Here is a 19563-nt window from a genome sequence, read left to right on the forward strand (position 1 = left end):
CCAGCTGTTGTGGTTGCAGCGGGGGTATGTGAGCGACCCCGACGACCCGATGGCTGTACAGGTGCTCGGCGGGCTGCGCCCCGGTGCGGGCCGCCTTCCAGAGGACTTGCCCCGGCTCTTGGGCTTCGACTACGGCCTGGACGAAGTGTGGTTGGACGACGACGCCCCCGTCCGCGCCGCCCACATCGCGCTGAGCCTGTACGCAGTTCACCAGCAGTCCCTGCGCAGCCCGGACCTGCGGATGTACCGGTGGGGCACCCCCAAGTCGGACAGGCACCCCTCGGTCCTGCACAACCTCGGCTGGGCAGCGCGCGCGCTCATGGTCAGCGCGGTCCAGAAACCTGATGCCGAAGGCGAACGGAAGTCGAGCCAGGCCTCGGTCCAGACCACGGTGCAGCAGCGCTTCGTCCAGGTGGGCAAGGCCACCAGCGCCAGAACCATGGCCGACCGGCTTCTCGGCCTGGTGCGTCTGCTCCACCGCCACCGGATCCCCCTGGATTATGCGGTCCTGGCCGAGCACATCTACAGGGCCCAGCAGCCCGGAGGCATCGCCGAGGTCCGCCGCGCGTGGAACTTCGGGTTCAACTCCTACCGGGCACCTCGCACGACCGACGACACCGACAAGGACGCCTCGTGAGCCGAACCATTCTGGACGTGCACGTTCTGCAGACCGTCCCTCCGAGCAACATCAACCGCGACGACACCGGATCCCCCAAGGGGGCGGTCTACGGTGGTGTTCGCCGCGCCAGGGTCTCCAGCCAGGCATGGAAGCGCGCCACCCGGGAGGCGTTCAACCGCGTCCTGCCCCCCGAGGAGCTGGGCACACGCACAAAACGCGTCGCCGAACTGGTCGCCGAGCGCATCGTGGAACTCGACGAGAGCATCGCCCAGGAGGAGGCCCTGGAGCTGGCCGCCGCGACAGTGACCGCGGCCACCGGCTCCAAGATCGAAAAGCCCAAGCGCCGCAAGGGCGAGGAAGAGGACCGCGCTCCTGAGTCCTCCTACCTGATGTTCCTCAGCGCGCGACAGCGCGACGGCCTGGCCGAGCTGGCCGTGCAGGGGCGCGCCGACATCAAGGCCTTCCTCAAGGACGCGGAGAACAAGAAGCGCGCCAAGCAGATCGCCAACACCGGCCACTCGGTCGACATCGCCCTGTTCGGCCGCATGGTCGCCGACTCTTCCGACATCAACGTCGAGGCCTCGGCCCAGGTCGCCCACGCCATCAGCGTCCACGCCGCCGAGATCGAGGCCGACTACTACACCGCCGTCGACGACCGCCGCAAGGACGACGAGCCCGGCGCGGGGATGATCGGCACCGTCGAGTTCAACTCCGCCACCCTGTACCGCTACGCCGCGATCGACGCCGACCGGCTCGCCGCCAACCTCGGGTCCGGGATCCAGGAGGACCGACCCGCCGCCGAACCGGTGCGCCGCGCGGTCGAGGCGTTCATCCGCTGCTTCGTGGAGTCCATGCCCACCGGCAAGTCCAACACCTTCGCCAACCACAGCCTGCCGTCCGCGGTCATCGTCAAGCTGCGCGAGGCGCGGCCGATCAGCTTCGCCGGCGCCTTCGAGGCCCCGGTGCCCCAGGACACCCCCGACGGGCAGGTCACACACGCCTGCGCCAAGCTCACCGAGCACATCGCCGAGATCGAGCGCGTCTACGGAGCCGCCGGCGCCAAGACCTGGCTCCTTCGCGTCGGAGAGGCCACCAAGCCTCTTGAGGCGCTGGGCACCGCGCTCCCGCTGGACCAGATGGTGGACGAGGTCGGGCAGGCGGTGGCCGCCCGCATGGAGAACCCGGCATGAGCGTGCTCCTGCTGCAGCTCGCCGGACCACTGCAGTCATGGGGCGCCGCCTCCCGCTTCGCCCGCCGCTCGACCGAGAACGCCCCCACCAAGAGCGGGCTGATCGGCCTGCTCGCCGCAGCCCAGGGCCGCGAGCGCAGCGACGACATGAGTGACCTGACCGCTCTGCGCTTCGGGGTGCGGATCGACCAGCCGGGCGTGCGGCTGCGCGACTACCAGACCGCCCACCACGGCGACACCGGCGAGGCCATGCCGGTATCCGAACGCTTCTACCTGGCCGACGCGGTCTTCCTCGCCGCATTCGAGGGCGACGGTGCGCTAGTGGAAGAGCTGCACCAGGCCCTCCTGGTGCCGGTCTATCTGCCCTACCTCGGCCGCAGGTCGTGCCCCCCGGCACGCCCCATCCCTCTTGGCACCGCAGAGCACAGCTTGGAAGCGGCCCTGTCCGGACACGAGTGGCTGGCGGGCGAGTGGTACCGGCGCAAGCGCCGGAGCGAGCCCGAGGTAGAGCTGGGAGCGTGGCTGGACGTGCGCAAGGGGCGCACCGCCGACCACGAACAGCGCGACATACCTGTCAGCTTCGACCAGGCCCACCGCCGCTACGCGATGCGCGGAGTGGAGTACACGACGGTGACCGTGCCCAACCCCCGAGCCGTGTCCCGGCCCTCCGGCTTCGTCCACAACCCTATGGACGCGTTGGGAGACGAGTGATGTTCCTGTCCAGGGTCCGACTGAACCCGGCCCGCGCCGGGGCGCGCAAGTTCCTGCTCTCGCCCCGGGCCATGCACGGGGCGGTCACGGCGGCCTTCGTCGACGGTGTGCCCGAGCCCGAGGGAGGGCCGCGGGTGCTGTGGAGGCTCGACCACAACTCCCGCAACGAGGTCTACTGCTACATCGTCAGCCCGGACCGGCCCGACCTGACCCACGTGGTTGAGCAGGCGGGGTGGCCCACGACGCAGACCTGGGAGACCCGCGACTACACGCCGTTGCTGTCCCGGCTGGAGGCCGGGCAGAGGTGGGCGTTCCGCCTGACGGCCAACCCGGTGCACAGCATTCGCCGCAAGGACGGCGAGCCGACCAAGGTCACCGCGCACCGCACGCCCAGGCACCAGCTGTCCTGGCTGTTGCAGCGCCAGGAGGCCAACGGCTTCGAGATCGTCGCCAAACCCCAGGAGCAGCAGAGGGGCCCAGGCGACGAGTACGAGGTGATCGTGCACGACCGGCACGCCCGCCGGTTCGGAAAGGTCGAACCCGACGGGAAGCAGAACCGGGTCCCGATGGTCACCGCGACCTTCGACGGTCGGCTGAAGGTCACCGACCCCGAGGCGCTGCGCCGGATGCTCACCACGGGCCTGGGGCGGGCCAAGGCCTACGGGTGCGGGCTGATGACGCTGGCCCCGGTGGTCTGAAATGGGCGGCATCGGAGCGCGCAAGGCCCTGACCCCGAGGGAGCTGACCCGCGTGGGGGAGCGCCTGTCCTTCGTCTACCTGGAGCGGTGCACCGTTCACCGGGAGGACAACGCCATCACCGCCGAGGACGCCGAAGGAACCCGCTTCATCCCGGCGGCCACCATCGGCACCCTGCTGCTGGGACCGGGAACACGTGTCACGCACAAGGCGATGAGCCTCCTGGGGGAGTGCGGCGCCGGGGTGGTGTGGGTGGGCGAGTACGGGGTGCGGTATTACGCCGGCGGCCGGGCCCTGTCGCGCTCGGCCGGCTTGGCCGAGGCCCAGGCCCGGGTGTGGGCGAACCGGCGCACTCGCCTGGAGGTGGCCCGCGCCATGTACCGCATGCGCTTCCCAGACGAGGATCCCTCCAAGGCCACCCGCCGCCAGCTGCTGGGCATGGAGGGCGACCGCCTCAAGGCCGTGTACCGGGAGGAGTCCCTGCGGACGGGAGTCCCCTGGTACGGCCGCAAGTACACCCCGGGCGACTTCGACTCCGGCGACCCGCCGAACCAGGGGATCACCTCGGCCGCCCAGTGCATGTACGGGGTGGCGCACGCGGTGGTGGCCGCGCTCGGGTGCTCACCCGCGCTGGGGTTCGTCCACTCCGGGCACGAGCTGTCGTTCGTGCTGGACGTCGCCGACCTGTACAAGACCGACGTGGGCATCCCAGCGGCCTTCGACGCCGCCGCTGAGGGGCCCATCGACGTGGGTGGACGCACCCGGCGCCTGCTTCGCGAGCGGATCAACGACACCGGCCTTCTGGACCGCTGTGTCAAGGACATCAAGACCCTGCTGCTTCCCGGGGGAGAGGACGCCGAGGTCGAGGACGCCGCGGATCAGGTCAACCTGCAGAGCGACGGCGGCGCGGAGTTCGTGTCGGGGATCAACCACGGGGTGATCTGGTGACGGTGATCGTACTGACCACCTGCCCGGCGGGGCTGCGGGGGTTCTTGACGCGGTGGCTGATGGAGATCTCGGCCGGGGTGTTCATCGGCAACCCCTCGGCCCGGATCCGCGAGGTCCTGTGGGACGAGGTGCGCGCGTACGCGGGGGCCGGGCGGGCGCTGCTGGCCTACAGCACTGACAACGAGCAGGGGTTCACCTTCGAGACCTTCGACCATAAGTGGCGGCCGGTGGACCACGAGGGCCTGACCCTGCTCATGCGTCCCCACCGGCAGGACCGGGAAGAGGCCGCCCAGCCAAAGCCGACTTCCAAGGGGTGGAGCAAGGCATCCAAGCGCCGCCGGTTCGGAGGGCGGTGAGTCGAAGTGGCACGACACGCCGGCGTGCGCTTGTGAAAGCGCAGGTCGGAGAGTCTGCTCCCCGCGCACGCGGGGCTGTTCCCCAGTCGAGCAAATCATTTTTGCCTTCAGTGTACTGCTCCCCGCGCACGCGGGGCTGTTCCCCGCGCCAGCGGCCGTCCTCCAGCTCGTCGAGGCTGCTCCCCGCGCACGCGGGGCTGTTCCCGGCAGCGGGCGGCGTTGCGGGCGGTGACCGAGCTGCTCCCCGCGCACGCGGGGCTGTTCCCGCCCACAACAGCTGCGAGGACCGGCTGGGCCTCTGCTCCCCGCGCACGCGGGGCTGTTCCCCCTGCCAGGGGAAATCGCCGGGGAACCCGGCGCTGCTCCCCGCGCACGCGGGGCTGTTCCCGACCGCATCGTCTCCATCGCCCTGGTCCGCCTCTGCTCCCCGCGCACGCGGGGCTGTTCCCAGGTGGGACAGCACGACAAACCTCCAGGTGGACTGCTCCCCGCGCACGCGGGGCTGTTCCCTGGTGGGGCTCCTGCTGCTGGGCGATGCGCACCTGCTCCCCGCGCACGCGGGGCTGTTCCCCCCGCGGTCATGTTCTACCGGCTCGTGCCGCTCTGCTCCCCGCGCACGCGGGGCTGTTCCCATGCAGAGCCTCCCCATGCACAGCACCCGACGCTGCTCCCCGCGCACGCGGGGCTGTTCCCTGGGGCATCGCCGCCATCGACACGGCCCTGCACTGCTCCCCGCGCACGCGGGGCTGTTCCCGGGCGCTGGTCGCCGCCACCGAATCCGCCACCCTGCTCCCCGCGCACGCGGGGCTGTTCCCCACTGGGACCGGGCGATCGCCACCCACGAGGCCTGCTCCCCGCGCACGCGGGGCTGTTCCGTCTACTGGGACGACGAGAAGCAGGGCACCCGGCTGCTCCCCGCGCACGCGGGGCTGTTCCCCTGTCCACCCGGATGGACCCGGCGTAGTGCCCCTGCTCCCCGCGCACGCGGGGCTGTTCCCGTGGCGTCCGCGGTCATCTGCTCGGTCATCGACTGCTCCCCGCGCACGCGGGGCTGTTCCCCACCAGTCGCTGCTCGATCTGGCCTCCGCGTCCTGCTCCCCGCGCACGCGGGGCTGTTCCCGATAGGTCCGCCTCCCGCCACGCCACCCGCGACTGCTCCCCGCGCACGCGGGGCTGTTCCCAGCAGCTGGGCGATGCGCACCCTGACCAGGACCTGCTCCCCGCGCACGCGGGGCTGTTCCCCTCGCGGTGGGTGTGACCGGGCTGATCGTGTCCTGCTCCCCGCGCACGCGGGGCTGTTCCCTGGACTTACGGAACACCAGGCGGCGGGATGTCCTGCTCCCCGCGCACGCGGGGCTGTTCCCGTCCCCTTCGCCGACGTGGCCGAGCTGACCGGCTGCTCCCCGCGCACGCGGGGCTGTTCCCGGTAGAGCGCGTGGCGCATGAACGGCTGCGAGCTGCTCCCCGCGCACGCGGGGCTGTTCCCGCGGCGCGTAGGACAGACGCACCTGCGAGTCCCTGCTCCCCGCGCACGCGGGGCTGTTCCCGACGGAAGGGCTGAACCATGACAGACGACGCCCTGCTCCCCGCGCACGCGGGGCTGTTCCCCGGTTGTCCTCGGCCCGGTCCTGCTCCCCGCGCACGCGGGGCTGTTCCCTAGTCGGCTGGAATCGCGACATTGCAGGTAGACTGCTCCCCGCGCACGCGGGGCTGTTCCCGCGCGGTCCATGGGCCCGGTGACCTCCGCGGCCTGCTCCCCGCGCACGCGGGGCTGTTCCCATCGGGGCGCGCCTACGAGAACTGCGCCTGAGCTGCTCCCCGCGCACGCGGGGCTGTTCCCTACCGGCAGATGAACCGCCTGCTGCGACTGATCTGCTCCCCGCGCACGCGGGGCTGTTCCCAAATACGAGCGCGGGCGCCCATCGCGGTGAGCAGGGCGGCGTTGTAGCCGGTGCCGGCTCCGATTTCGAGGACGCGCGCGCCGGGCTGCACGTCGAGCTGGTCCAGCATCATCGCGACGATGGTCGGGGTCGACGCCGAACTCAGGCACTCCCCGTCCGGACCGAGCTTGGTGGGCACGTTCTTGTCGGCGTAGGCCTCTGCCAGGTCGGCGTCGGGGAGGAACAGGTGGCGCTGGATGGTGCGCAGCGCCTCCTCCACCCCGGGGTCGGTGGCCCATCCGCCCTCGCGGATCCGGTCGACGAGTCGCTGCCGCATCTGGGCGGCGCTTTCGGTAGAAGCCAACTCTCTCCTCATTCTCCTTGGTCGCTGACGGTCGGCTAAGCGGTGAGCAGACAGGCGTCCCACGCACTGTTTCGGGCGGTGGAGCAGAGCGCGAGCGCCTTGCCGGAGGAGCCCTCCAACAGCCCGGCCGCGGCGCGCCTTCCACTGGCGGAAGGGCGCCGCGCCACAGCCGTCTCATCTGGTGCTCCCTCAAATACCGAAGGTCAGGCGACCCGGGCTACGTGCCTGCGGCCGCTGCGGGCGCTTGATTCTGGCCCACACGACCGTGCGGGATGAGTCGATGACCCCAGAAGGGCCCATGATCGGGTTCTACCTCGATAGTCACCCACTGGGGAGGGTGATCCTCTGGCCCTCAGGGCCAACCTCGATGAGGTAGTCCTCGACGTCCGGCCCCCCGGCGGCCTCCCATTCCTCCCGGGCCTTCTCGGCCAGCGCCCAGAGGTCACGGGGCCCAGCCGCCCGTACCCGGCCCTCCTCGTCGCTGGTGGCCCAAGCCCCGTCCGGAGTGAACAACAGGGCGTCCCCTGCCATGGTGGTGATGCCGATATCGGGCACTACCGCCCACAGCCAGAACGCCGCCCCGGGCGGATCGAGCGCACGGGCGCCGATCGGGCTACTCCGCTCGACCGCATCCCGCAGGTCCATCGTCGGGGGAAACCTCCGCTGAGGGATGGCGATGTCGTCGCGCGCAGGCATGAAGAATCCAGCTTCGCTGACACTGAACCCGCCCGAAGCCGTGCCGGCTGCATGTACCTCCAACCGAGCGAGATGCCCGACGCGCGGAGTGCCCACCGACCGCACATCGACGAGGACCAGGCCGCCAGGCCGGGTCTGAGGGATCCAGGCGTAGGGCACCCGTTCGACCGAGTGCGTGGCGATCACCCTGTCGAAGGGGCCATGCTCGCACGCGCCCTCGGCACCGTCGTCGGTGAGAACTGTGGGACGGTATCCCGCCCCGGCCAATCGTGCGTGGGCCTTCGATGTCAGCTCGGGGTCGATATCGACCGTGGTCACCCTCTCGTCCCCGAGCCGGGCCGAGAGCAGAGCGGCGTTGTACCCGCTCCCCGTCCCCACCTCCAATACGCGGTGGCCGGCGTGCACGTCGAGCGCGTGCAGCATCGCGACCATGAGGGAAGGGCGGCTCGACGAGCTGGTCGGCCACCAGGACCCGGGCGCCTGGGGGTGCCGGCGGAGCTGAGTGACCAACGAGTCGTCGGTGTAGACGCCCTCCAGCCACCCGGGATCCTCGGTCCCGATCCAGACCGGACCGCCTTCGGTGGTGACGTCGTAGTAGCCGGGAACGAAGGGGTGGCGCGGTACATCACGGAACGCCTGTTCCCAAGCCGGGTCCGACAGCGGCTCAGGGGCGAGGCCGTCGGCCAACCGTTGCAGAAGAGGGGCCCATCGGGAACGCGGGACGTCGGTCATAGGGATGCCATCAGCTCCTCGGCGATCAGATCGGAGAGCGCTACGCCGGTGGCCTCCTGAAGCCAGCCCCACTGGGCTCCCGGGCCGCACTCCAAGAAGAACCAGTCGAGATCGGTAACGCAGAAGTCGAACACCCCGGCCGCCAGACCCAACACCGACAGGTAGCGGGTACACCCCTCGGCCACCCGGGCCGGAACCTCGATCGGCGCGTAGTCGAGAGCGGCGTAATCGAGTCGGAAGTCCCGCCGGGCCTCTGGGTGTTCGGCGCGGATGGCGACAGCAGCACAGCCCCGCCGGGTGGCCAGCAGCCGAGCGTCCGCGGCCTTCTTTCCGGTCAGGTCGGCTTGGAACTGGTGCGCTGTGGCAGCCACGCCCTCGTCGATTTCCTCAGGGGCAACTGGTGAGGTGTAGATCAATCGCGGCTCGCCCGAGTCGGCGATGAGCTTGTGCACCAGCGCCTTGTACACCGCGCCGTCCTCCTGCTCGGCCGTGAATGCGCGAGCGGCGGCGGGATCGTTGGTCACTGTGGTCGGCGGGACGGACAGGCCGCACCGGGCGGCGGTGGCGAGCTGGAGCGGTTTGTACTCGGCGTCGGCGACCTGTCCCGGTGTGCCGGGTACCCAGTGCGCGTCCAGCGAGGCGAGTACCCCGCCCAGGCCGAATCGGGCCTCGGTCGAGGCGAATCGGGCTTCGGCTTCGCTCAGTCCGGCCGCCGGTTCGAAGGGGCGGGGCTGGCGGTAGTACACCGCTCCGATGTCGGCCGGGTCGATCGGCCCCTCGGGGGTGTGAATCGTGCCCTCCCACCCCGAGGGGCCGAGTTCGACTGCCAGGCGGGCGCGGTGAGGGAACCATGCCGTGTCGAACCTTAAGGTCTCCACCCCTCGTGCGCTCAGGCGCCGCCCGACCAGGTTCGCCTCGCCGTCGTCACGTTCGGCCAGCACGAGGACGTTCTTGCCTCGCCGAGTCAATCGGTCACCGTCTGGGTGTAGTCGTCGCGCCGGGTCTTGCTGTCGTCGTGTACTCGGTGGGCACCGTCTCCTGGCGGGTGCCGGTGGGCTTCTCGTGCTTGCCGGTGGTCGGGGCGGCGGGCATCCGGCGGGCACGTTCCATTCCCCATGGGCGGCCCTGTGTGTGCGGCTCCGGGTGGAGCGGGACGCGGTGGCCCGGCAAGCCGGTGGGGAACCGGTCACGGATGCGGACCAGAGGGGAGCCGCTCATAGTCGCCCTGCTTCCTTTCTCAGAGGGGTAGGGGACATCACATTCAGTCCCTCATGGGCAGGGTGCGCACACCCGCTCATCGCCCTGGGGGCTGAGAGGGCGCCGTTCACTGCCGAGGGCGGAGTCCGAATGGCACTGTCCGGTCGGGGCTGGGGGCGCTCCTCGCTTCGGTCCCGGTGATCCGGTCGCCACGATCGTCGCCGCTGGCGCGTGAAGAGGGCGCAGTCGTGTGGTCACTGCTGGGGTTCCTTACTGAGGATCGGTGGGGCGGAGTGGGCCCAGGAGGCGTAGAAGCCCCGGGCCAGTGGGGCGATCGGGGCGCCCAAGACACGCCACATCACCCGATTGCCACTTGAGCTGAACCCGCCCGAGGAGCGGGTGTGGTCTCCCGAGCGCACCCACGAGGCGCTGGTCTCGATGGACATGTACCTGGAGGCCCAGCGGGTCTCCCGGGCCCGTCGCACGTCGCCCGACTCCACGGCCGAGAAGAGGAAGGACGCCAACCGCACCTATCTGTTCAGGTCCTGCGTCAAGTGCACGGTTGCGGGGTGCGGCCGCCGGATGTTCGGCAAGGCCCGCAAGGGCCTGGTCTACTACAGGTGCCAGCCCAAGCCGGGGTACGCCCCCGAGGGCCACCCGCCGACCGTGTCTGTGCGCGAGGATGCGCTACTGGAGGCCTGCTCGCGGTTCTTCGCCGACTATGTCTTCTGTGCCGACAGGGGTGCGCGTCTGGCGGGGATCGTCTCCGAGGCCGAGCGGGCGGCGCTTAAGGAGGTCCGAGAGCAGGAGGCGCGGCTGGTGTCGGCGCCGGCGGACATGGAGGCGCGTTCGGAGCTGCTGGTGCGCAGCCTGGAGGACGCGGACGATCCCGCAGGGGAGCTGACGCGGCGGGTGCATGCCCGGCTGGACGGGCTCGCGCAGGAGCGCAGGGACAAGGAGGCCGAACTGGCCGCGGTCCGGGAAGCGCGGCCGCCGATTCCGGATGAAGGGCTGCTGGGTGTTCTTCCGGTCACGTCGGCGGATCTGGCGCGTGTGCCCGAGGGCCTGTTGCGGCCGCTGTTCGACGCCTTCCGGCTGGAGGCCCTCGTCGACAAGACCCGGGGGGGGAGGGCCGACGTCAGCGTGACCCTGCTGCCGGAGACCGTCGACAGTGTGCAGGCGGTCGCGGGACGGGCGCTGACCAGCGTCGATTCGGGATCGGCGCTTGACAGGGCCGAATTTTCGCCCGTTTGCCTGGCGGCCCCAGCAGGATTCGAACCTGCGACACCGGCTTTAGGAGAGCCGTGCTCTGTCCCCTGAGCTATGAGGCCTTGCGTGCCCCAGGGTAGCGGAGGGTGCGGCGTGTTCGGGTGGTGGATGCGGGAGGAGGGGCCGATGCGGCCTTGTGGGCGGTGGTCAGGGGTTCCCGGCTTCTGGGTTGAGTACTCTTCTCTCTATAGGGTTGTCACGCCTTCTGCGTGACATGCGCCACATCCCGCGTGTGGTCCTTCCCGGTCGTGATCCGCCGTTGTGGCGGCGGCCAGGGGTGACGGCGCGGTCCGGCCCAGGGGCGGGATCGCCGATCGCTGGCCGGATGTGGACTTTGCAGTACCCTGCCATGCGGCCACATCCACGGCCCGTGCACGACCGTGACCGAAAAAGGTAGCCGGAGGACTCACGTGCCGTTCTCTCTCGCATCGACGCGGCGGACGTCCCGCGCCCGGAGAAGCGGATCGGCGCCCGGCTCTTCCCCGGCGGCGGGCCTGTCGGCGGTGTCGCTGCCGCGCCCCCTGCGGTCGCGGCTGGCCCAGGGCATGGTGACCGTGCTGCTGCTGGGCGGTGTGCTCCTGCCCGCCGGAGAGGCGGCCGTCGCGCCCGTCACCGCCCCCGCCCACGCCGACGAGGACCTGGACGCCCTGGCCGAGAAGGCGGAGGAGGCCAAGGAGGAGCTGGAGAAGGCCACCGAGGACTACACCGACCGGGAGAAGGACCTCGACGCCGCCCAGGAGGAGCTCGTCTCCACGCTGCACGAGCTGCAGCAGACCGAGCTCGAACTCGGCGACATGCGCGAGCCGCTGTCCCAGATGGCCAGCACCCTCTACCAGCAGCCCGACGCCGGTGCCATGGGGATGATGGCCTCCGGGAGCATCCAGCAGGACCTGCGCGTCGACTCCTACGTCAGCAAGCTCTCCGAGGACAAGGACTCCCTCATCGAGGAGGCCAACGAGCTGCGCGACCGGCAGGTGGAGCTCACCAACGAGGCCCAGGGCCTGCAGGCCGAGACCCAGCTCGCCCGCGTCGAGCTCAAGGGCGACCTGGAGGACCTCAAGAAGCAGTCCGAGGAGAGCTCTGAGGCGCTCACCAAGGAGTTGGAGGACCGCGGCCTGGACGTCGACGCCTACATGGCCGGCGTGGAGTGCGACCCCAGCAAGGGCGAGGAGGCCTCCGGCTACCCCAACGGCCTGCTCCCGCAGGGGGCGCTGTGCGAGCTGCCGCAGGGCGGCGAGTTCCTGCGGGCCGACGCGGCCGTGGACTTCATGGAGATGAACAAGGCCTACACCGAGCAGTTCGGCAGCCAGATGTGCCTCACCAGCTCTTACCGCGACTACCCGAACCAGCAGCGCGTCTACGCCGAGCAGCCGCCCGGCAACGCGGCCGTCCCCGGCACCTCCAACCACGGCTGGGGCCTGGCGATCGACATCTGCGGCGGGGTGCAGAACCAGGGATCGCCCCAGTTCAACTGGCTGGAGGAGAACTCCCGGCAGTGGGGCTGGTTCCACCCGCAGTGGGCCTACTCCAACCCGTTCGAGCCCTGGCACTGGGAGTACGAGGCCGAGTTCGCGGGATAGGCGCGATGGTGGGCCCGGGAGGGCCCGGAGGGCGGGGCCGTGTGGACCCCGCCCCTCCGCTCAGGTGGCGGCGGGCTGCTCCGGTCCGAGCGCGTCGGGGGTGACCTGCGAGGTGCACTGCGGGCAGCGCTCGGCCTTGCGGCTGATCTCGCTGAAGCAGTGCGGGCAGTCGCGCGTGGTCGCCTCTTCGGCCTTGCTCATCCGATCCATGAGCTTGGCGACCGGCATCACGACGAAGAAGTACAGGATCGCCGCGGTCAGCAGGAAGCCGATCAGCGCGTCGATGAACCTGCCGTACAGGAACCGGCTGCCATTGATCTCGAAGTAGAGCTCGCCGAAGGCGGGGATGCCTCCGAAGATCCCCAGCAGCGGGGTGATGAAGCCTTCGGTGAAGGCCGTGATCAGTTCGGAGAAGACGGCGCCGATCACCACGGCGACCGCCAGCTGCACCAGGTTGCCCTGGAGCAGGAACTTCTTGAAACCATCCATCGGTCGGTCGTCCCATCCCGTTCACATCTGCGGCCCTCGTCTGCGGCGCCCGGGGGCTCGGGGCGCCGGAACCGCGCGGAACAGGATTCACTACGCCAGGTCATCGGTCAACTGCGGATCGTCAGGGCCACCCCGCCGCGCGCGGACGCCGCCGCCAGCCCCGCGGCCTCGTCCTCGGCGGCGGCGACCACGATGAGCGCCCCGCCCGCGGCGTCCGGGCCGCCCTCGGGGACGGCGACCACCGGCCGGTCCTCGGCCAGTACGGCGGCCTCGGGCGGCGGCCCGCCGCCCTCGCCCGCCCAGCCCTGGTCCGGTGCCGTGGCGGCCGGCTCCGCGGCGACCAGGTCGACCCGGCTGCCGGGGGCGACCAGCGCCGCCGCCTGCGCGTCGGCGACCCGCACCGGCACCGCCACCGTGCCGGGCCCGTACCCGGCGGCGGGCGGGCCGGACAGCCGCGCGTCGGTGAGCACCTCCCCGCGCCGCACCGGACCGGTCAGTGCGCCGCCCACCGGTTCCTCGCCGGGCCGCAGCGCCCCTGCGGGCACGGCCGAGGAGGGAAGCGCGCCGACCTCCACGTCGGAGGCGGAGACCGGGTCGAGCGGCGACAGGTCGCGTGCGGCGACGACCACCGCGGTCGCGTCGTCGGGGACCGGGCGGAGCAGCAGGACGGCCCCCGCCAGTGCGAGGGCGGCGCACAGCGTCCCGAGGGCGCCGCGGTGGCGGGCCAGGGCGAGGGCGGTCCGTCGCCGGAGCGTCATGCGGGCACCCTAGGCCGCCCGCCGGGGCGGCGGGGGAGCGGCCGCAGGGCTGTGGACGGCCGGGCCTGAGGGGGCGGGGGAGACGGCGAAGGCCGGGGCCCGCGAGCGGGTCCCGGCCTTCGGAGCCGTGGGCGGCGCGGCGTACCGGTCGGGACGTGGCCGCCGGGCCGCGCGGCGGATCAGGTCGAGGCGGCCTTGGCGGGCGCGCTGCTCGACGACGAGGAGGTGCCGGAGCCCGAGGAGGAGCCCGAGGAGCCGTTCGACGACGAGGTGCTCGACGAGGACGAGGACGGGGCGGACGACGTGCCCGACGGCGTGCTCTCGGAGGAGGAGTCGTTCGAGGAGGACGACGCCTCGCCGTTCGAGGACGAGGATCCCGTGATCGCCGAGCTGTCGGAGGTCTTGGCGCTGTCGGTGCGGTAGAAGCCCGAGCCCTTGAAGACGATGCCCACCGCCGAGTACACCTTGCGGAGGCGCCCCTCGCACGAGGGGCAGGTGGTCAGCGAATCGTCGCTGAACTTCTGCACGACCTCCAGCGGTTCGTCGCACTCGGTGCAGACGTACTGGTATGTAGGCACGTGATCCTCCTTGCTGGCACTCTCGCCCGTCGACTGCTAAATAGTACGCGGTTGATCAGCACGCCCGCGACCTCGGGGGCCGACACGCCCGGCTCCGTGTCGCCGGTGGATGCAACGCGGCCCCGCCCCCGGGTGTTCCGCTCCCCGCCCGCTTCCCGCCAGGTCACAGTCGGCGGAGGCCGTCCTGCGGGGTGAGGACCCCGTCCACGGGCCGGTCGTGGGGCTCGGCCGGAACCGCGTCCACGAACTCTGTGTCGTAAATCACCCCGAGGGTGAGGGTGTTCGGCCCGACCAGGGAGAGCGCGCGGTCGTAGCATCCCGCCCCGCGCCCCAGCCGCAGCCCCGCCCGGTCGACCGCCAGCGCCGGCGCCAGCACCACCGAGGCCCGGGCGATCGCGTCCGTGCCGTACCGGGGCCCTGTCGGCTCCAGCAGCCCGAAGCGCGCGGGGGCCACGCTCTCGGGCCCGTCATAGGCGGCCCAGTCGAGCGAGCGGTCGGGGAGGAAGACCGGCAGCAGCACATAGGCGCCGCGCTTCCACAGCATCGTCACCAGCTTGCGGGTGTCCGGCTCGTCCTCCACCGAGTAGTACACCGCCACCGTCCCCGCGGTGGCGAGCTCGGGCACCTCGGCCGCCGCGTCGCGCAGCTCCGACCCCGCGCGGTCCCGCCGCTCCGGGGACAGGCCCGCGCGCGCGTCGAGCAACCGCCTGCGCAGCCGCTCCTTCTCCGCCTTCGCATCAGCGTCCATGCGCGCAAGTCTGGCAGGAAGCGCCGGTGTGAGAAGGGGGGAAAGGGGCGGTGAACGCCGTACGGCCGACACCCGCACGACCGGGCGTTTCGCCCGGATCCCCAGGTCAGCCCGCGCGCTGCGGCCCGGGAGCGGCCTTTCGGTGTCCTAGAGTGCGCTCATGACGGATACGCGACACTCCCTGCCCCGGGTGACCAAGGCCGTGGTCCCGGCCGCGGGACTCGGCACGAGGTTCCTTCCGGCGACCAAGGCCACCCCCAAGGAAATGCTGCCGATCGTCGACAAGCCCGCGATCCAGTACGTCGTCGAGGAGGCGGTCGACGCCGGCCTGAACGACGTCCTGATGGTCACCGGCCGCAGCAAGCGCTCCATCGAGGACCACTTCGACCGCGCCTACGAGCTGGAGGAGGCGCTGCGGGCCAAGGACGACGCCGAGCGGCTGCGCTCGGTGCGCGAGTCCAGCGAGCTGGCCCAGGTGCACTACGTCCGCCAGGGCGAGCCGCGCGGGCTGGGCCACGCGGTGCTGTGCGCCGACGCGCACGTGGCCGGGGAGCCCTTCGCCGTCCTGCTCGGCGACGACCTCATCGGCGCAAGCGAGGGCCTGCTCAAGCGGATGATCGACGTGCAGGCCGAGCGCGGGGGCAGCGTCGTGGCCCTCATGGAGGTCGAGCCCGAACAGGTCTCCCTCTACGGCTGCGCGGCGATCGAGCCCACCGAGGACCCCGACGTGGTGCACGTGACCGACCTGGTGGAGAAGCCGCCGCAGGAGTCGGCCCCCAGCCGCTGGGCGATCATCGGCCGCTACGTGTGCGCCCCGGAGGTCTTCGGCGTCCTGCGCGACACCCCGCCCGGGCGCGGCGGCGAGATCCAGCTCACCGACGCCCTGAGGGAGCTGGCCCGGCGCAAGCCGGACGAGGGCGGCCCGGTGCACGGCGTGCTCTTCCGGGGCCAGCGCTACGACACCGGAAACAAGGTCGACTACCTTCGCACTGTGGTGGAATTCGCGTGTGCGCGGCCCGACCTCGCCGCGGAGTTCGTTCCGTGGCTGCGGGAGTTCGCGGCCGCGCAGGACCCCGGCGCGCAGCCGGGGTGACACCGGTGGCGAAAGGGGACCGATGAAGAGCGTCGAGCGGCACATATCCGACATCCTCGGGCTGGTGCGACCGGTCCCGCCGATCGAGCTGGACCTGCTGCGCGCCCAGGGCGCGGTGCTCGCCGAGGACGTGACGGCCCCGGTCTCGCTGCCGCCGTTCGACAACTCCGGCATGGACGGCTACGCCGTGGTCGCCGCCGACACCGCCGCCGCCGGCGGGCGGGAGCCGGTGCGGCTGCCCGTGGTCGGCGACATCGCCGCCGGGGACCCCGGGGCGTACGCGGTGCGCAGCGGGTACTGCGCCCGCATCATGACCGGCGCCCCGATGCCCGCCGGCGCCGACGCCGTGGTGCCGGTGGAGTGGACCGACGGGGGCCGCGCCGAGGTGGCCGTGCGCCGCCCCGCCGCGGCCGGCGACGCGGTCCGCCGGGCCGGTGGGGACGTGCGCGAGGGGGACACGGTGCTGCGCGCCGGCGCCCGCCTGGGCGCCGCCGAGCTGGGGGTGCTCGCCTCGGTCGGGCGGCGCACGGTCCCGGTGCGGCCGCGGCCGCGGGTGGCGGTGCTCTCCACCGGCGAGGAGCTGGTCGAGCCGGGCAAGCCGCTGGCGCCCGGCCAGATCTGGGAGTCCAACGGCTACATGCTCACCGCGGCGGCGATCGAGGCCGGCTGCGAGGGCCACCGGCACGCCTTCGTGGGCGACGAGCCGTCCGCCGTCCTGGAGGCCATCGACGACGTCCTGCTCCAGGCCGACATCGTGGTCACCACGGGCGGGGTGAGCATGGGCGCCTACGACCCGGTCAAGGAGTCGCTGTCCGCCCTGGGCACGGTCCGCTTCGAGCAGGTGGCGATGCAGCCGGGCAAGCCGCAGGGGTTCGGAACCGTGGGCGAGGACGCCGTGCCGATCGTGACCCTGCCGGGCAACCCGGTGAGCGCGTTCGTCTCCTTCCACGTGCTGCTGCTCCCGGCGCTGCACCGCATGCAGGGACGGGACCCCGACCCGCTGCCCTCGGTCGCCGCGCGCCTGACCGCGCCGGTCTCCTCGCCCCCCGGCCGCCGCTCCTATCTGCGGGTGCACCTGGAGGAGGGGGAGGAGGGCCTGCTCGCGGTCCCCGCCTCGCGCCAGGCCTCCCACCAGCTGTCGGCCCTGGCCGGCGCCGACGGCCTGGCCGTCGTCCCGGAGGACGAGGAGGGCCTGCCCGAGGGGGCGCGGGTCGAGGTCCTGCGGCTGCCGCGGCCCTGAGGGCCGCCGCGCCGGTTTCCGGGTCCTGCTTCAGGGCGGTGCGGGGCCGGGGGCGCGCCGCCTGCCGGGGCCTGCCGCTCCGCCGACCGCGGGACCTGCACGGCGGGCACCGGTGGGATACCTTCGGTCCCATGTCCGCATCGACTCCCCACCCCTCCGGGTTCACCCACCTCGACTCGGCGGGCGCCGCCCGCATGGTGGACGTGACCGCCAAGGACGTCTCCGCCCGGTCCGCCACCGCCACCGGCCGGGTCCGCGTCTCGGCCGAGGTGGTCGAGGCCCTGCGCGGCGGCACCGTCCCCAAGGGCGATGCGCTGGCGGTGGCCCGCATCGCCGGGATCCAGGCGGCCAAGCGCACCCCCGACCTGGTGCCGCTGTGCCACCCGATCGCGATCCACGGGGCCGACGTGGACCTGCGGGTCCGCGAGGACGACGTGCTCATCACCGCCACCGTGCGCACCGCCGACCGCACCGGCGTGGAGATGGAGGCCCTCACCTGCGTGACGGCCGCCGCCCTGGGCCTGGTCGACATGGTCAAGGCGATCGACCCGGCGGCCGTGGTCACCGACGTGCGGGTGGAGGAGAAGACCGGCGGCAAGACCGGCCACTGGACCCGCCCTGCGGACGGCCCCGCCGACGGCCCGGCGTCGGCCCCCGGGGAGGCCGGGGGCGAGGGGCGCCGGTGAGCGGGGAGGCCTACCGCGCCGTGGTGGTGACCGCCTCCAACCGCGCCGCCGCGGGCGTCTACCCCGACCGCTCCGGGCCGGTGCTGGCCGAGGCGCTGCGCTCGGCCGGGCTGGAGGCCGACGGCCCCTGGGTGGTCCCCGACGGCGAACCCGTGGCCGAGGCCCTGCGGCGGGCCCTGGACGCCGGGTACGACGCCGCCCTCACCACCGGGGGGACCGGCCTGACCCCCGGCGACGCGACCCCCGAGGCCACCCGGCCGCTGCTGGCCCGCGAGATCCCCGGCATCCCCGAGGCGATGCGCGCCGCGGGCCGGGAGAAGGGGGTGCCCTCGGCGATCCTGTCGCGCGGGCTGGCGGGCATCGCCGAGCGCCCCGGGGACGGCCACCGGATGCTGGTCGTGAACCTGCCCGGCTCCAGCGGCGGGGTCCGCGACGGCATGGAGGTGCTCGCCCCGGTGCTGGCCCACGCCATCGAGCAGATGCGCGGCGGCGACCACCCGCGGTCCGCCACGGGGGCGTGAGCGGCGGCGCGCCGCTCCGGGGCCGGGGTGGAATACTGGGACGTGTCGCCCGGGACCGACCGGGGACCCCAGGCCCGGGGGCGGCCGGCGCGGCGCCCGGAACCGGACAGGCCCGCGAGGCGCCGGAAAGGACGAGCGACGTTGAGTCGGATTCGCGGCTGGCCCGTCACGCTCGCTGAGGGGCCCGTAGGGCTTCGGCCGCTGCGCGTGCGGGACGCGCGCGCCCTCAGGGAGACGCGGGTGCGCAACGCCGACTGGCTGCGCCCGTGGGAGCCCACCCACCCCGAGATGCCGCTGCAGACCTCCTCGCTCACCCCTTACGTGGCCATGCTCCAGGCGATCCGGCGTGAGGCCCGGCAGGGGCTGTCCATGCCCTGGGCCGTCACCTACGAGGGGCGGTTCGCCGGGCAGCTGACGGTGAGTGCCATCGTGTGGGGGTCGGCGCGGTCGGCGCAGGTGGGCTACTGGATCGACCGGGAGGTCGCCGGCCGCGGGGTCACCCCCACGGCGGTCGCCCTGGCCGTCGACCACTCCTTCTTCACCGTCGGACTGCACCGCATCGAGGCCAACATCCGTCCGGAGAACCGGGCGAGCCGCCGGGTCGCCGAGAAGCTGGGCTTCCGCGAGGAGGGCGTGCGCCGCCGCCAGCTGCACATCGACGGGGCCTGGCGGGACCACATCTGCTACGCGCTGACCGTCGAGGACGTCCCGAACGGGCTGCTCACGCGCTGGCGCAGCCGGGACGGCGGAATGACCTCCGAGGGCCGCTCCTCCTGACAGGGGCGGCGCCCCCCGGGAGGCGGCGCCGGTCCGGCGCCCGAAAGGGTGCCGACGGGCGGCTCCCGGCCGGGCACCGGGCGCGAAACGCGGCCGGAAACCCCTGGCATGTGCCGAACGGCTCGCCCGCAGCGGTGCCGGGAACCGGAAGCGTCCGCGCTGTGCGACCATGGCGACGCCCCGCGTAGCCGGGGGCGGTGGACGACCTCCCGGCCGCCTCGCCGAAGCCCTGTCGGCGGCGGGCCGGGCGCGGGATAATCACCGGAACCGGCGCCGCGGTCCCTCGACGGGCCGGGCGCGGGGCGCCGGGGGCGCGGCGGCCGCCGCGCCCGCTTTCGTTTCTCCTCGCGGAGGAGGTGGCCGAGGAAGAGGAAGACTGCAATCTCACGACACTCCGGTCCGAATATTGCGCATTTACGGACACTCGGTCGTACCG

The 19563-nt window shown here is 72.4% G+C and carries 19 protein-coding genes, 1 tRNA gene, 1 pseudogene and 1 CRISPR repeat array; of the genes and pseudogenes, 12 read left to right on the forward strand and 9 right to left on the reverse strand.

Translation table 11 applies throughout. The features are described from left to right. Window positions 1-28: 28 nt before the first annotated feature. From casB to cas2e, 6 genes are read left to right on the forward strand one after another with little or no spacing between them, the layout of a single operon-like run. A complete protein-coding gene (gene casB / locus C892_RS0117745) occupies window positions 29-637 on the forward strand; it encodes a type I-E CRISPR-associated protein Cse2/CasB (RefSeq protein ID WP_239647428.1) in 609 nt (202 codons plus the stop codon). Continuing rightward, window positions 634-1809 (forward strand): type I-E CRISPR-associated protein Cas7/Cse4/CasC, encoded by a 1176-nt coding sequence (cas7e, locus tag C892_RS0117750; RefSeq protein ID WP_017558280.1) that lies wholly within the window; start codon window positions 634-636, stop codon window positions 1807-1809. Before casB ends, cas7e begins: the two co-directional genes overlap by 4 nt. Then, a complete protein-coding gene (gene cas5e, locus C892_RS0117755; RefSeq protein ID WP_017558281.1) occupies window positions 1806-2519 on the forward strand; it encodes a type I-E CRISPR-associated protein Cas5/CasD in 714 nt (237 codons plus the stop codon). Before cas7e ends, cas5e begins: the two co-directional genes overlap by 4 nt. Next, window positions 2519-3217, forward strand: a complete 699-nt coding sequence (gene cas6e / locus C892_RS0117760) for a type I-E CRISPR-associated protein Cas6/Cse3/CasE (protein WP_017558282.1) — start codon at window positions 2519-2521, stop codon at window positions 3215-3217. The genes cas5e and cas6e overlap by 1 nt, the downstream gene beginning before the upstream one ends. A gap of 1 nt (window position 3218) precedes the next feature. Beyond that, on the forward strand, window positions 3219-4163 hold the full coding sequence (cas1e, locus tag C892_RS0117765; RefSeq protein WP_017558283.1) for a type I-E CRISPR-associated endonuclease Cas1e: 945 nt from the start codon (window positions 3219-3221) through the stop codon (window positions 4161-4163). Further along, window positions 4160-4519, forward strand: a complete 360-nt coding sequence (gene cas2e / locus C892_RS0117770; protein WP_017558284.1) for a type I-E CRISPR-associated endoribonuclease Cas2e — start codon at window positions 4160-4162, stop codon at window positions 4517-4519. Before cas1e ends, cas2e begins: the two co-directional genes overlap by 4 nt. A 54-nt stretch (window positions 4520-4573) precedes the next feature. Continuing rightward, window positions 4574-6420: direct repeats of the CRISPR family, unit length 29 nt; unit sequence CTGCTCCCCGCGCACGCGGGGCTGTTCCC. Between the two features lie 31 nt (window positions 6421-6451). Here the strand turns inward: cas2e and C892_RS30705 are convergent. The 5 genes and pseudogenes from C892_RS30705 to C892_RS0117790 form a co-directional block, all read right to left on the reverse strand. Continuing rightward, a pseudogene (locus C892_RS30705) lies at window positions 6452-6775 on the reverse strand (methyltransferase, FxLD system); the annotation flags it as partial. A gap of 309 nt (window positions 6776-7084) precedes the next feature. Then, a complete protein-coding gene (locus C892_RS29150) occupies window positions 7085-8191 on the reverse strand; it encodes a methyltransferase domain-containing protein (protein WP_017558285.1) in 1107 nt (368 codons plus the stop codon). Further along, window positions 8188-9132, reverse strand: a complete 945-nt coding sequence (locus tag C892_RS0117780; protein ID WP_017558286.1) for an MvdC/MvdD family ATP grasp protein — start codon at window positions 9130-9132, stop codon at window positions 8188-8190. Before C892_RS0117780 ends, C892_RS29150 begins: the two co-directional genes overlap by 4 nt. A gap of 510 nt (window positions 9133-9642) precedes the next feature. Beyond that, on the reverse strand, window positions 9643-9912 hold the full coding sequence (locus C892_RS0117785) for a hypothetical protein (RefSeq protein ID WP_152513414.1): 270 nt from the start codon (window positions 9910-9912) through the stop codon (window positions 9643-9645). 731 nt (window positions 9913-10643) lie between these two features. Further along, window positions 10644-10719, reverse strand: a tRNA-Arg gene (locus C892_RS0117790). Between the two features lie 441 nt (window positions 10720-11160). On the opposite strand from C892_RS0117790, the gene C892_RS0117795 reads away from it, so the two are divergent. Beyond that, on the forward strand, window positions 11161-12237 hold the full coding sequence (locus tag C892_RS0117795; RefSeq protein WP_017558287.1) for a M15 family metallopeptidase: 1077 nt from the start codon (window positions 11161-11163) through the stop codon (window positions 12235-12237). Window positions 12238-12297: 60 nt separating this feature from the next. On the opposite strand, the gene C892_RS0117800 is transcribed toward C892_RS0117795, so the two are convergent. The 4 genes from C892_RS0117800 to C892_RS0117820 form a co-directional block, all read right to left on the reverse strand. Next, window positions 12298-12726: an MscL family protein gene (locus C892_RS0117800; RefSeq protein ID WP_017558288.1), complete on the reverse strand. Its 429-nt coding sequence runs from the start codon at window positions 12724-12726 to the stop codon at window positions 12298-12300. Window positions 12727-12833: 107 nt separating this feature from the next. Then, window positions 12834-13484 (reverse strand): SAF domain-containing protein, encoded by a 651-nt coding sequence (locus C892_RS0117805; protein WP_017558289.1) that lies wholly within the window; start codon window positions 13482-13484, stop codon window positions 12834-12836. 179 nt (window positions 13485-13663) lie between these two features. After that, entirely contained in the window at window positions 13664-14062 is a 399-nt protein-coding gene (locus tag C892_RS30710) for an FmdB family zinc ribbon protein (protein WP_083934407.1), read from the reverse strand. A 163-nt stretch (window positions 14063-14225) separates the two neighbouring features. Beyond that, entirely contained in the window at window positions 14226-14810 is a 585-nt protein-coding gene (locus C892_RS0117820) for a 5-formyltetrahydrofolate cyclo-ligase (protein ID WP_026124459.1), read from the reverse strand. A 160-nt stretch (window positions 14811-14970) separates the two neighbouring features. Here C892_RS0117820 and galU point away from each other — a divergent pair, with 160 nt between their 5' ends. The 5 genes from galU (at window position 14971) to C892_RS0117845 (ending at window position 19127) form a co-directional block, all read left to right on the forward strand. Then, a complete protein-coding gene (galU, locus tag C892_RS0117825) occupies window positions 14971-15903 on the forward strand; it encodes a UTP--glucose-1-phosphate uridylyltransferase GalU (protein WP_026124460.1) in 933 nt (310 codons plus the stop codon). A gap of 22 nt (window positions 15904-15925) precedes the next feature. Continuing rightward, window positions 15926-17143, forward strand: a complete 1218-nt coding sequence (glp, locus tag C892_RS0117830) for a molybdotransferase-like divisome protein Glp (protein WP_017558292.1) — start codon at window positions 15926-15928, stop codon at window positions 17141-17143. Window positions 17144-17274: 131 nt separating this feature from the next. Then, a complete protein-coding gene (gene moaC, locus C892_RS0117835; protein WP_017558293.1) occupies window positions 17275-17829 on the forward strand; it encodes a cyclic pyranopterin monophosphate synthase MoaC in 555 nt (184 codons plus the stop codon). Next, complete coding sequence (locus C892_RS0117840; RefSeq protein ID WP_017558294.1) at window positions 17826-18350, forward strand: MogA/MoaB family molybdenum cofactor biosynthesis protein; 525 nt, start codon at window positions 17826-17828, stop codon at window positions 18348-18350. Before moaC ends, C892_RS0117840 begins: the two co-directional genes overlap by 4 nt. 141 nt (window positions 18351-18491) lie before the next feature. Continuing rightward, window positions 18492-19127 (forward strand): GNAT family N-acetyltransferase, encoded by a 636-nt coding sequence (locus C892_RS0117845; RefSeq protein WP_026124461.1) that lies wholly within the window; start codon window positions 18492-18494, stop codon window positions 19125-19127. The last annotated feature ends 436 nt before the right edge of the window (window positions 19128-19563 follow it).

Origin of the sequence: Nocardiopsis baichengensis YIM 90130 (assembly GCF_000341205.1) — a bacterium.
In the GTDB taxonomy this organism is placed as follows: domain Bacteria; phylum Actinomycetota; class Actinomycetes; order Streptosporangiales; family Streptosporangiaceae; genus Nocardiopsis_A; species Nocardiopsis_A halophila.